This window comes from Plesiomonas sp. (assembly GCF_051650925.1).
Classification (GTDB): domain Bacteria; phylum Pseudomonadota; class Gammaproteobacteria; order Enterobacterales; family CAMTGL01; genus Plesiomonas.
Genome location: NZ_JBOFRH010000261.1, coordinates 1 through 12,783, shown reverse-complemented (window position 1 = coordinate 12,783; position 12,783 = coordinate 1). Strand labels below are relative to the sequence as shown.

Genomic DNA, 12,783 nt, shown 5'->3' with positions numbered 1-12,783 from the left:
CCGTTATTAATGCTGGGCGGCATGTTCCTTTGTTTCGAAGGGTTTGAGAAGGTTTTGCATACACTGACAAAATCATCACAGCATACGGCTGAAAGCTTGAATACAGAGGAAACAAAACATACCCCTGAGCAAACCCCGCTGGCAGCAGAAAAAGATAAAATCAAAGGCGCAGTGACTACCGATTTTATTCTATCGGCAGAGATTATAGCCATTGCACTGGGTACAGTCGCTGGGCAGTCACTCTTGCTGCAATTCTCAGTACTTGCGGTTGTTGCTGTGGCGATGACCGCGGGTGTTTACGGGCTGGTGGCGGCTATCGTTAAGCTTGATGATGGCGGGTTGTATTTAATGCAGCGTCAGGGACAAGGCGCAGTAACCCGTTTGTTGCGTTTGGTTGGAAAGGGAATTTTGCATTCAGCACCCTATCTGATGCGCGGATTAACCTTAGTCGGTACGGTCGCCATGTTTATGGTCGGTGGCGGTATTGTTGCGCACGGCTTGCATGCAGTGAGTATGTGGATGGGTAGCATGACTCTATATGTCAGCCACTATGCGTATCTGGGCGATATGTTGGCCATTATCACACCTGCTTTATTGAATGCAATTTGGGGTGTGGTTGTCGGTGCGTTGGTATTTATAGTAGTTTCTGTGTGTAGCCGGATACGTGCACTCTGGCGGTAATGTTTGCTGAGGATTATTCCCTCATTAGAGACGTACCCGCACAAAATAAAAATGTACAGTAAACGATAAAGCAAAAAAACGGGCGGTATTTATACCGCCCGATACATTGGGTAACTCAGTGCTTAATACTAAACGTTTTGATTTGAACGCTTACGTTTTAGCCTAAATGATCAACGATAGTGTGATAGTAAATCATCGGCTACAGGATCATCGCAGCAAGCCAGCCGAACATCAGCAACGGAATATTATAGTGAACAAACGTAGGTACTACTGTATCCCAGATATGATCATGCTGACCATCCATATTCAGGCCTGATGTCGGCCCAAGAGTAGAGTCTGAGGCCGGAGAGCCTGCATCACCCAGTGCGCCGGCAACACCAACGAGTGCAATGGTTGCCATAGGTGAGAAGCCAAAAGAGATACACAGCGGCACATAAATAGTGGCGATAATCGGTACGGTCGAGAATGAAGAGCCGATACCCATAGTAATCAACAGACCGACCACCAGCATCAGAAATGCACCCAGAGCGCGGTTGTGGCCAATGACATCAGTAATCGAGTGCACCAGCGTTTCTACACTGCCGGTGGCTTTCATTACTGCGGCAAAACCGGATGCTGTGATCATAATAAACCCGATCATCGCCATCATTTGTACGCCACGGCTAAAGACATCTTGTGTATCGCGCCAGTTAATTACACCGCCGATAATAAAGATGATAAAGCCCATCAGCGCACCAAGAATGATGGAGTTGGTATACAGCTGTACACCCAGAGCACCTAAAATTGCAGCGCCTGCCACCCACAAATGCTGGGGTTCAATGCTCTTTTTTTCCGGTTCAGCAGCAAGAATTTTTTCCACATCATAATGACGCGGTTTACGGTAGCTAAAAAATACCGCAACGAGCAAACCAACCACCATCCCCATAACAGGCAGCGCCATGGCCGTGGGCACTTGGCTTGCGGTAACGTGCAAACCGTTATTGTTGAGATTTTGCAGCAAAATATTATTAAGGAAAATGCCGCCAAACCCAACCGGAAGGATCATATAGGGGGCAGTCAGGCCAAATGTAATGGCACAGGCGACTGCGCGACGATCCATATTCAGTTGTGCCATAACATGCAGCAATGGCGGGATAAGAATCGGAATAAATGCGATATGAATCGGGATTGCATTTTGTGAGGAGATGGCGATTAACGCAATAGCCAGCAGCAGCAGGTATTTAAACCAGAACACCTTATTGGCGCTGGCCTCAGCACCCAGTTTTTTGATCACAAACTGTGCGAGAACGTCAGTAATCCCAGAGCGGGAAATCGCTACGGCAAAAGTACCCAACATGGCATAACTTAGCGCAATTTCAGCACCTCCACCCAGACCACCGGTAAAGGTATCGACGGTCTGCTTTAAATCCATTCCACTAATGAGCCCACCTAAAATTGCGGAAAACGTTAATGAAATCACAACGTTTACCCGCAATAAACTTAACAACAACATGACACAAACGGCAATGACAACGGCATTCATAGACAATTCAAATGTAATAGTTAATTAGAGTAAGTGTAAGATTCCGTATTCATACCCGTTTGTCGAGCATAAATTTAAATATTATGTCAGTAAGGTGTGAATCAGTGTCATGCCTTTTGCAGATATGACACGGTAAACGTATTTTGGCACAGATGAATATCAACACAGCCCCTGCATTTCACGTTAAAATAGTGGCATAAATTGAGTCACACTATTGTGGAGTTAAGGCATGAGCCATTTTGAATCAGGATCGCTGACGTTGGATTTAGTTCGTTATCCTGAAGAGGGCACATCTGAATTACAAGCATGGGAAGCAGCAGATGAGTATCTGTTACAAGAGTTAGCCGAGCATCCTATTAATGGGCCGGTGATCATCTTTAATGATAACTTTGGCGCATTGACCTGTGCACTGCATGCACACATGCCCGTATCGGTGACTGACTCTTATGTCAGTCAGCAAGCGCTACTTAAAAATATGCAGCGTAACGGGTTAGCCTCTGAGCAGGTTATTCTGCAAGATTGTATGCAGCCTTTGCCGCAAAATCCGGCACTTGTTGTCATTAAAATTCCAAAAACATTGGCTCTGCTAGAGCATCAATTGCTGTTATTACGAACAGTGATTACACCGGAAACACGTGTTATCGCTGGTGCAAAAGCGCGTGATATTCATACCTCTACCTTGAATTTATTTAGCAAAATAATAGGTGAAACTACCACTAGCTTGGCGTGGAAAAAAGCCCGACTCGTATTTGCACAGGTAGAATCTCGCCCTGAGATTGAAAATCCATATCCAACAACATGGGTATTGGAAAATAGCGGCGAAACAATACACAACCATGCTAATGTTTTTTCACGGGCCTCTTTAGATATTGGTGCTCGTTTTTTCATGCAGCACTTGCCGGTTGGTATTCAGGGCAATATCGTTGATTTAGGGTGTGGGAATGGGGTTGTCGGGCTGACAGCATTGAAGCAAAACCCTGATGCGCATGTTATTTTTATTGATGAGTCTTATATGGCTGTAGAATCAAGCCGCATCAATATAGAGGATAATTACCCACAAGATTTAACACGTTGTGAATTTAGTATTGGCGATAGTTTGCAAAATATAGAAGCTAATTCGATTCAGTCTATATTATGTAATCCACCTTTTCATCAACAGCAATCTGTTACCGATCATATTGCATGGCAAATGTTCCGTGATGCAAAGCGTTGTCTGAAAAAGGGCGGTGAACTCCGTATTATTGGAAATCGGCATTTAGGCTATCACTTAAAATTACGTCGTCTATTTGGTAATTGCAGTACAGTGGCAGCGAATCAGAAATTTGTCATTTTACGTGCAGTGAAAGGGTGACATGCGCTAAATTGAATATGTTTGCTGATGATTCAAGCAAAATGTAAATTAAAGTGTAAAAAGTATTAATAATTGGTTGGGATAGATTGGCTTTATCCTATTTTCGTTCTAAAATAGAGTTTCATGGTTATCATTACTTATTTGTAGTACTTGATAGCTAACTATTAGAAAAATATTTGTTAGTTGTGTTAATTATTATGTCTCAAGAAATCATTGCTCTATTTAAAAATATTCGTTCACTGCGTGCTTTTGCGCGTGAAGTTGACTTTGAAACGTTAGAATCGGTATTAGAGAAGTTATCTATCGTTGTTGAAGAGCGCCGTGAAGAAGATTCCCTGCAAAAAGCACAAGATGAAGAGCGTGCTCGTAAGCTGGAACAGTACCGTGAAATGCTTAAAGAAGACGGTATTGATTTGAACGATCTGCTGCAAGTTGCTGCGGCAAAAGCACCGGTTAAAACACAAGGTAAGCGCGCGCCACGTGCACCTAAGTATGAGTACTTAGATGAAAACGGTGAAGTGAAAACCTGGACTGGCCAAGGCCGCACTCCTGCTCTGATTGCAAAAGCATTAGAGAACGGTGAGTCTCTGGAAAGCTTCCTGATCAATAAGATCTAATTGACCTTTTTGTTGCTGATGTTGCCGTTACTTCACATCAACAAAATGTCATGATAAATGCGTCATTATATTTGAGTGATATCTGTGATGATTACTCTGTAATATTACAGTTCACTCAGTATGACGGATAGACAAAGAAGAGCCTTTAGGGGCTCTTTTTTTATTTGTATATTCAGTAAGTTGAGCGATAAGTTTTATCTAAGATAAGAGTAGCGCGTAATACAAATAATTTCACTGTGTCATATTTATCTGCTCAGGTTTATTTTGTATGGCTTTTTACCGAATATGGCTCTTTGAACTATGCTCAATAGAATCTGTATCTGCACAATAATATGCAGAGATAGGTTATTTTTTTGCGTGGCATCATCATTAATAAGGCCAAATTGTCATGAGTGAACTGAACCTAGATTTTATAGCGGATGAGCTACTCTCGGTAATGCGGAAGCATGTAGGTGATGATAAGGATATCAATATACTGTTTTTAGAGAGCACCATGCAGCATGTTACCTTGAAAATAGAAACACACGGAAAGCAGCGCATGATTAATACGGATGATAGGTAATCCCGATAAACCAATAGATCAGATCGGCGTGCTGTGGGTGTTATCACCCGTATCGCTGATTTTCAGTTAGCTCCGTTAGGGGAGGGTGTGGATTTGCAGACATGCTATGAACCATCATCATGGCAGAAGATGAATGTAGGCTAAAATACGCAAAGTAAATGAGGGTGTGGTCATGCTAAGTTTGTTATACACTGCATCCCCTTTTTTATTATGGTTTTCTGACAGAGTTTTGCTGACTGATGATGGTACAAAATAACCGACTTGAACTGCTTGCGCCTGCAAAAAATGCAGCCTTTGGTATTGAAGCGATAAAACACGGTGCGGATGCAGTTTATATCGGTGGTCCGGCATTTGGGGCGCGATCTAATGCAGGTAACAGTGTTGCAGATATTGAACTGCTGACCACCTTTGCCCACCGTTATGGCGCTCAGGTGTTTGTGGCACTCAATACTATCCTTAAAGACAGTGAGCTGGCAGAGGCTGAATTACTGACTCATCAGTTGTGGAATGCGGGTGCTGATGCTCTAATTGTGCAGGATATGGGGCTATTACAGCTCGATTTACCGCCGATTGCGTTGCATGCCAGCACTCAGTTGGATAACCGAACCCCTGAAAAAGTGAAGTTTTTGCAAGATGTCGGATTTTCACAGGTGGTATTAGCCCGTGAATTATCGTTAGAGCAGATAGCCGCTATTTCTGCCCAAACTTCTGTACAACTTGAATTTTTTATCCATGGCGCACTTTGTGTTGCTTACAGTGGCCAGTGTTATATCAGCCATGCGCTGACCGGACGCAGTGCAAACCGTGGCGAATGTGCGCAAATCTGCCGTGTACCTTGCTCACTGAAAAACCGTGAAGGCGAGGTGTTGGTACAAGATCAACACCTATTATCGCTTAAGGATATGAACCAGAGCGCAAACTTACCGGCAATGATTGATGCGGGCGTGCGTTCATTCAAAATTGAAGGGCGCTTAAAAGATCTGTCGTACATTAAAAATGTGACAGCATGGTATCGTCAGCAGCTTGATACAATTTTAGAGCAGCGTCCTGAATTGAGCCGTTCATCGGCGGGGCGTAGCCAGTACACCTTTAGCCCAAATCCGGATAAAACCTTTAATCGCGGCAGTACCGACTACTTTTTGCTGGGAAGACAACCCACAATTGCTTCGTTCCGATCACCCAAATATATTGGCGAAGAGGCTGGAAAAGTCACCCGAGTTGGGCCTAACTGGTTTGAAGTTAGCAGCCAGACAACCTTTAATAACGGTGATGGGTTGTGCTATTTCACCGCGCGTAATGAGCTAAGTGGGTTGCGGATCAATCGGGCCGATGGGCATCGCTTGTTTACTGCCGAGCCAGTGCGCGGATTAACCGTGAATACCGTGATTTATCGCAACCATGATCAGCAGTTTGATGGTGTGTTGGATAAAGAGTCAGCCACCCGTCAGATTGCCGCTGATCTCAGTTTTACCGAAACAGAGCAGGGCTTTTGCCTGACGATGCAAGATGAGCAGGGTTTTGCGGTTGAGGTGATGCTCGAGGCGGAAAAATCGGTTGCTAATAACCCTGAGCGTGCTTATCAAACGGTACGCGATCAGCTAGGCAAACTTGGTAATACGCTATTTTACCTGCGTAAGATAGAGGTGACGTTGTCACAGGCGTGGTTTATCCCTGTGTCTGCACTCAACACCTTACGGCGCGAGGCGTGCGAGAAACTTGAGCATGCTCGTATGCAAGGGTATCAGCGCCCGCTGCGCCATACGGCAGAGGAAAATGCCACCTTCCCGCAAGATACCTTGAGTTATTTAGGTAATGTTTACAATAAAGCGGCAGAAGCCTTTTACCGTGATCACGGTGTGAACGAGGTTGCACCGGCTTATGAGCTAAATCAGGAAGATGATGAAGTTTCCCTGATGATCACCAAACACTGCTTACGTTATACCCAGAACATGTGTCCAAAAGAGGTGAAAGGGTTGAAACCGGATCCGTTGGTACTGGATATGGGTAACGATACGTTTCGTTTGAAATTTGATTGTAAGCGTTGCGAAATGCACGTCATGGGCAAGTTAAAAAAGGGAAAATCAGCACGCGTTGTTTGATGTGAAACCATTAACAACCGGTGCTTGAAATCAAATTATTGAGTATGCGTTGCAAAATGCATGCGATTTAAAAAACTCCCCATAACGGGGAGTTTTTTGTGAGTGCTAAAAGCGGCTGGCTACTGCAGTCGCGAGTTTTTCGAGCAGAGTTTCTGTATCCGCCCAGCTCAGGCACGGATCAGTGATTGACTGGCCATACACCGCGGCCTGACCATTAACCACTTTTTGGCTTCCTTCCACCAAAAAGCTTTCGGCCATGATCCCCGCAACCGCACGAGAACCGGCTTCAATTTGTGCGCAAATGTTATCGCACACATCAAGCTGACGGCGGTGAAGCTTCTGGCAATTGCCGTGGCTAAAATCAACCACCAGATGTTCTGCCAGATCAAACTCACGCAGGCGATCACAGGCTTGCGAGACATATTTCGCCTGATAATTGGGGTCTTTTCCGCCGCGTAAAATGATATGCCCGTAAGGGTTACCCGAGGTGCGGTAAACGGTCATCTTGCCGTGTTTATCGGGCGATAAAAACATGTGCGATGCACTCGATGCACGAATGGCATCAATGGCGATACGCACATTCCCATCAGTGCCATTTTTAAAGCCAACCGGACACGACAGCGCAGAGGCCATTTCACGGTGGATCTGGCTTTCTGTGGTACGGGCACCAATTGCGCCCCAACTGATCAGATCGGCAATATATTGGCCTGTGACCATATCCAAAAACTCAGTGGCTGTTGGCTGACCAATCTTATTGATATCGAGCAACAGCTTACGCGCCATTTTGATACCCTGATTGACCTGAAAACTGCCATCAAGATAGGGGTCTGAAATTAACCCTTTCCAGCCGACAACCGTACGTGGCTTTTCAAAATAGGTGCGCATAACAATGAACAGGCGATCATGATACTGCTGGTGCAGGGCATACAACCGCTGTGCATAGTCAACGGCTGCTTTCGGATCGTGTACCGAACAGGGGCCGACGATCACCAGCAAACGCGGATCTATCCCACTTAAAATATTTTCTATTGTTTTACGGGCACTCATCACGGTATTGGCTATCTGATCATCAAGCGGATATTCCGCTGCCAATTCATCAGGCGTGACCAGAGTGTCAATGCGTGCAGTGCGCAACTCATCAGTTCTAATAGGCATTATATTCTCTTGGTAACTTCATACAGACGGGCTGTGAAGAGACTCACCTAGACACAATAACGAAATTTAGGCAGGCTGCAAACAGGTAGGGCCGATTCAGAGCCGATAAAATGGCATATAGAAAAATAATTTTAGGAATTGGCGAAAATTGGCGATGTGTTGTGCAAATTATCAACAAACATCAATAGGGGGATAAAAAGAGACGGATCGGCTGCACTGCTCTGGGTAATAGCATCTGTGTAACCACAGGTTTGTGTCGTTACCGGTGATCTGGTTGCAAAAAATCTCCCGCTACTTGTGTTAGACAAGACATACGTGCAGTAAAACAGTAGATTAGATAAATACAGTAGGCATGGCTTTGTCAGGGGTAGGTGTAGACCACTATCAAAGCATGAGGACGCAATGTTGTAAGGGATAACAATGATGATTCCGCGTTTATCACATGTGCCGGGCGTAGCGCCGGTCACGCACGCTTTTCTTGATGCGCTAAAAGCCCATGGCTTTACGGGGGATGCAGAGCATACTTATGCTGCGCGCCTAAGTATGGCAACGGATAACAGTGTGTATCAACAACTTCCGCAGGCAGTGGTCTTTCCGCGCTCGGTGGCCGATATGCTGCTGTTAATGCAAACCGCCCAGTTAGCTGATTTTAAAACGCTGACATTTACCCCACGTGGCGGCGGAACGGGAACAAATGGTCAATCATTGACGACGGGCATCGTGGTCGATACCTCGCGTTACATGAACCGTATTTTAGAGCTGAATTTAGATGAAATGTGGGTGCGCGTAGAGTCTGGCGTAATTAAAGATCAACTCAATGCTTATCTGCGGCCACATGGTTACTTCTTTTCACCCGATCTTTCCACCAGCAACCGCGCCACGATAGGCGGTATGATTAATACCGATGCCTCAGGTCAGGGGTCACTGTTGTATGGCAAAACTTCGGATCATGTGCTGGGTTTACGTGCCGTCATGGTTGATGGCACGCTACTTGATACCGCGCCGATGGCTGTCGCGCTGGCCGAACATCTTGCGCAGCAAAAAGAGCGTATCGGGCAGGTGTACCAAACCGTTCTTGGGCGTTGCCGTGAACAACGTGCATTAATTTTAGAGCGTTTCCCTCCATTGAACCGCTTTTTGACAGGCTATGATCTCAAGCATGTCTTTAATGATGACCTCAGCCAGTTTGATTTAACCCGTCTATTAACTGGATCAGAAGGCTCTTTGGCGCTGATTGCCGAAGCAAAACTCAATATCACTGCCATTCCACACGTTAGGCAACTGATCAATATTAAATACGACAGTTTTGATTCGGCACTGCGCCATGCGCCTTTTATGGTACAGGCCAATGCCTTATCTGTAGAGACAGTCGATTCAAAAGTACTCAACCTTGCACGTGAAGACATTGTCTGGCACTCGGTACGAGAGCTGATTACGGATGTCCCCGGTGTGGATATGCAGGGTCTGAATATCGTGGAATTTGCCGGTGATGATGCTGTGCTGATTGAGCAGCAGGTCAATGCGCTGTGCGATAAGCTTGATAGCCTATTACCCGAGCATCTATCGGGTGTGATTGGCTATCAGCGTTGCAACGATCTGGTCAGTATCGAGCGTATTTACACCATGCGTAAAAAGGCCGTTGGGTTGCTCGGCAACACCAAAGGCGCGGCCAAACCCATCGCATTTGCAGAAGATACCTGTGTGCCGCCCGAGCATTTGGCCGATTACATTGCCGAATTTAGAACCTTACTCGATCAACATGGGCTGCATTACGGCATGTTTGGCCACGTTGATGCGGGGGTATTGCATGTTCGTCCGGCACTGGATTTGTGCGATCCGCAGCAAGAGATCCTGATGAAAACGCTCTCTGATCAGGTTGTGGCGCTGACAGCAAAATACGGTGGCCTGATGTGGGGTGAACACGGAAAAGGCTTTCGTTCCGAATACAGCCCGCTGTTTTTTGGTGAAACACTGTGGAACGAGCTGCGCCACATCAAAACCGTGTTTGACCCTGATAACCGGCTGAACCCCGGAAAAATCTGTATTCCACTGAAAGCGGATGCACAATTGGTGCAGGTCAGTGATGAAAAACGTAGCTGGCATGATAAAAAAATCCCGCTAACAGTGCGTGAATCTTACCGCGGCGCACTTGAGTGTAACGGTAACGGCCTGTGTTTTAACTTTGACACCCACAGCCCGATGTGTCCCTCGGTAAAAATTACCCGAGATCGCCGCCACTCACCAAAAGGCCGTGCCGCGTTGGTGCGCGAATGGCTGACACTACTGGCCGATGAAGGCGCAGATACGCTGGCGATTGAAGCATCGTTGACCGGAACACGCACCACATTCCGCCAGCTAATAGCAAAAACGCGCTACACCTTGGCTGCACGGCGCGGTGAGTATGACTTCTCGCACGAAGTGAAAGAGGCGATGTCTGGCTGCTTGGCCTGTAAAGCCTGCTCAACACAGTGCCCGATTAAAATTGATGTGCCGGCTTTTCGTTCGCGCTTTTTGCAGCTCTATCACACCCGTTATTTGCGGCCCGTGCGTGATTATATGATTGGCACAGTCGAACAATATGCCCCTCTGATGGCCAAAGCCCCTCGGTTGTTTAATGCCCTCATACAGCCAACGTGGATGCAACATCTGACAGAAAAAACACTCGGTATGGTCGATGTACCCTTGCTATCTGTGCCGACATTGCCCGAACAGCTAACCGGACACACCGCATTGCAGTTTGATTATGCACAGTTGCAGGCGCTCAGTCAGGCTGAAAAATCACGTTATCTGCTGGTAGTACAAGACCCGTTTACCAGTTTTTATGATGCAAACGTTGTTGCGGACTTTATCAGGCTGGCCGAACACTTAGGTTTTCAGCCCGTATTACTGCCGTTCAAACCCAACGGAAAACCACAACATGTCAAAGGTTTCCTCACTGAGTTTGCCAATACCGCCGCAAATACGGCAGAGTTTTTAAACCATATTAGCGCATTGGGTATTCCGCTGGTGGGTGTTGATCCGGCTCTGGTGCTTTGCTATCGCGATGAATACCGTATCACGCTGGGGGATAAGCGCGGTGACTTTAACGTATTGTTGGCTCATGAGTGGCTGAAAAATCAACTGGCTACCTTGCCAGCTTACCGTAAAACCTCTGACACATGGTATTTGTTTGGCCACTGCACTGAAAGTACCGCATTACCTGAAAGTAGCCGAGACTGGGCCTCGATATTTGCGCATTTTGGCGCAGAGTTACAAGCGGTTAGTGTTGGGTGCTGTGGTATGGCCGGAACATACGGGCATGAAAAGAAAAACCGAACACACTCTCAGGGGATCTATGCTTTGTCTTGGCAATCACAACTCAAAATTCGCCCATTAAATCGCTGTGTTTCAACCGGTTACTCGTGCCGCAGTCAGGTTAAACGTGAAGAGAAAACCGCCATTTTACATCCAGCGCAAGCACTGCTGGCGATTTGTCGCGATGGCAATTTGTTGTAGTCACTATCGCACAATCATGTCGGTATAAACCGGTATTTCGTGGCATTTTGAGTGACAACATCACCCATTGTAAATGTGTAATTATGTGCACTCTAGGGTTGTTATGGGGTTTGCTATCGAGTTATATCCATAATACTTATAGGGGATGTGAAGCACAAAACTGCCATGAATAGCGATGAATACCATTCACGGAATTGCATGCAATTTGTTGAATAAAATGCTAAAAAAGAGAGTGTACCTATGATGTGGAAGCGTCAGGCAACCCTTAGCCAACTCAATGCAATGGGAACAAATTGTATGGTTGGTCATGTTGGTATCGAATTTATCGCGTTGAATACAGACAGCATTGAAGCGACGATGCCGGTCGATCAGCGAACTACTCAGCCGTTTGGTTTATTACACGGCGGTGCGTCGGTGGTATTAGCAGAGACCCTTGGCTCAGTGGCAGGGTACTTGTGTACAGAGGGTGAACAAAAAGTGGTGGGGCTAGAAGTGAATGCCAACCATATCAAAGCGATTCGGCAGGGTATGGCGCGCGGTGTTTGCAAAGCATTACATACCGGCAGCCGACACCAAGTCTGGCAGATTGAGATCTTCAATCAGCAAGATCAGCTCTGTTGCAGCGCACGGTTAACCACCGCGATTGTTGATTAACCGATTATTAAACGCTGAAACGTAGATGATATACGTGGCACTATAACCTGAAGGTCAGGGCCGTTACTGCAGTAACTCCCTGATTTTCTAAGTTGCTTTCTTCGCTGATTTTCGGGATTTACATTAGATTACAGCGTTACTTTCTTGCTGCGTTTAATCTGACGACGGCGGCAAGAGCGGCGGTTTGTGTCAGGTTGTGTATTGTCCTGCTCTTCGCGTAAATGGCGCAATCTCTCGGTTCTGATCACTTCCTGCAGCATAAGCTCTTGCTCTAGCCAGACCTCTGCACTTTGTTTCATTGTCGGTGATCCTTAAAATAGACTTAACGGATGATAACAGGGACGCTAACGCCAAATTTTATGGGCAGAAATCTATCACAAATTTGCTATTTGGAAATCGGCAAATAGATTCAAAATGTGATCGGTATAGGGAATTGTGACGATATTTTAGGATGAAAAGATGCAACTAAATGATGTGTTAGTGGAAGGTGCTGTAACCAAGATGTTTTTTGATGGCAAAGGCGGCGCTTTACCGATGAATGCCGCCACAAACGCTATTCCATCATTACCTGCATGGTTACATCTCGATTACAGCCATCCGCAATCGGCAGAGTGGATTAAAAACAGTGATGTGTTGCCTGAAGGGGT

The 12,783-nt window shown here is 46.1% G+C and carries 9 protein-coding genes and 1 pseudogene; 7 read left to right on the top strand and 3 right to left on the bottom strand.

What is annotated here, in order from left to right; genetic code table 11:
* The coding region (locus tag ACRC27_RS06275) for a DUF808 family protein (RefSeq protein ID WP_438639435.1) at positions 1-681 on the top strand (681 nt) is incomplete at its 5' end.
* A 199-nt stretch (positions 682-880) separates the two neighbouring features.
* On the opposite strand, the gene ACRC27_RS06270 is transcribed toward ACRC27_RS06275, so the two are convergent.
* Positions 881-2,203: a Na+/H+ antiporter family protein gene (locus ACRC27_RS06270; protein ID WP_438624165.1), complete on the bottom strand. Its 1,323-nt coding sequence runs from the start codon at positions 2,201-2,203 to the stop codon at positions 881-883.
* 229 nt (positions 2,204-2,432) lie between these two features.
* Between ACRC27_RS06270 and rlmG the strand changes: the two genes are divergently transcribed.
* The 3 genes from rlmG (at position 2,433) to ACRC27_RS06255 (ending at position 6,832) form a co-directional block, all read left to right on the top strand.
* On the top strand, positions 2,433-3,554 hold the full coding sequence (gene rlmG / locus ACRC27_RS06265) for a 23S rRNA (guanine(1835)-N(2))-methyltransferase RlmG (protein ID WP_438630577.1): 1,122 nt from the start codon (positions 2,433-2,435) through the stop codon (positions 3,552-3,554).
* A gap of 197 nt (positions 3,555-3,751) precedes the next feature.
* Positions 3,752-4,171 carry an H-NS family histone-like protein gene (locus ACRC27_RS06260; protein WP_438624162.1) on the top strand — a complete coding sequence of 140 codons (420 nt, stop codon included), beginning with the start codon at positions 3,752-3,754 and terminating at the stop codon, positions 4,169-4,171.
* A gap of 801 nt (positions 4,172-4,972) precedes the next feature.
* Entirely contained in the window at positions 4,973-6,832 is a 1,860-nt protein-coding gene (locus ACRC27_RS06255) for a peptidase U32 family protein (protein ID WP_438630913.1), read from the top strand.
* 105 nt (positions 6,833-6,937) lie between these two features.
* Here the strand turns inward: ACRC27_RS06255 and ACRC27_RS06250 are convergent, their stop codons facing one another.
* Positions 6,938-7,987, bottom strand: coding sequence for a 3-deoxy-7-phosphoheptulonate synthase (locus ACRC27_RS06250; RefSeq protein WP_438630911.1), 1,050 nt, complete (start codon positions 7,985-7,987; stop codon positions 6,938-6,940).
* Positions 7,988-8,410: 423 nt separating this feature from the next.
* On the opposite strand from ACRC27_RS06250, the gene ydiJ reads away from it, so the two are divergent.
* Positions 8,411-11,482, top strand: coding sequence for a D-2-hydroxyglutarate dehydrogenase YdiJ (ydiJ, locus tag ACRC27_RS06245; RefSeq protein ID WP_438639436.1), 3,072 nt, complete (start codon positions 8,411-8,413; stop codon positions 11,480-11,482).
* A 240-nt stretch (positions 11,483-11,722) separates the two neighbouring features.
* Positions 11,723-12,136 (top strand): 1,4-dihydroxy-2-naphthoyl-CoA hydrolase, encoded by a 414-nt coding sequence (menI, locus tag ACRC27_RS06240; protein ID WP_438624157.1) that lies wholly within the window; start codon positions 11,723-11,725, stop codon positions 12,134-12,136.
* A gap of 128 nt (positions 12,137-12,264) precedes the next feature.
* Here the strand turns inward: menI and ACRC27_RS06235 are convergent, their stop codons facing one another.
* Entirely contained in the window at positions 12,265-12,435 is a 171-nt protein-coding gene (locus ACRC27_RS06235; protein ID WP_438624156.1) for a hypothetical protein, read from the bottom strand.
* A 160-nt stretch (positions 12,436-12,595) separates the two neighbouring features.
* On the opposite strand from ACRC27_RS06235, the pseudogene zntB reads away from it, so the two are divergent.
* Positions 12,596-12,783, top strand: a pseudogene (gene zntB / locus ACRC27_RS06230) (zinc transporter ZntB); the annotation flags it as partial.

Bases quoted from the DNA above. Each gene is read 5' to 3' on its own strand.
- ACRC27_RS06235 (WP_438624156.1), bottom strand. From the start codon at position 12,435: ATGAAACAAAGTGCAGAGGTCTGGCTAGAGCAAGAGCTTATGCTGCAG.
- ACRC27_RS06260 (WP_438624162.1), top strand. From the start codon at position 3,752: ATGTCTCAAGAAATCATTGCTCTATTTAAAAATATTCGTTCACTGCGT.
- ACRC27_RS06270 (WP_438624165.1), bottom strand. From the start codon at position 2,203: ATGAATGCCGTTGTCATTGCCGTTTGTGTCATGTTGTTGTTAAGTTTA.
- rlmG (WP_438630577.1), top strand. From the start codon at position 2,433: ATGAGCCATTTTGAATCAGGATCGCTGACGTTGGATTTAGTTCGTTAT.
- ACRC27_RS06250 (WP_438630911.1), bottom strand. From the start codon at position 7,987: ATGCCTATTAGAACTGATGAGTTGCGCACTGCACGCATTGACACTCTG.
- ACRC27_RS06255 (WP_438630913.1), top strand. From the start codon at position 4,973: ATGATGGTACAAAATAACCGACTTGAACTGCTTGCGCCTGCAAAAAAT.
- menI (WP_438624157.1), top strand. From the start codon at position 11,723: ATGATGTGGAAGCGTCAGGCAACCCTTAGCCAACTCAATGCAATGGGA.
- ydiJ (WP_438639436.1), top strand. From the start codon at position 8,411: ATGATTCCGCGTTTATCACATGTGCCGGGCGTAGCGCCGGTCACGCAC.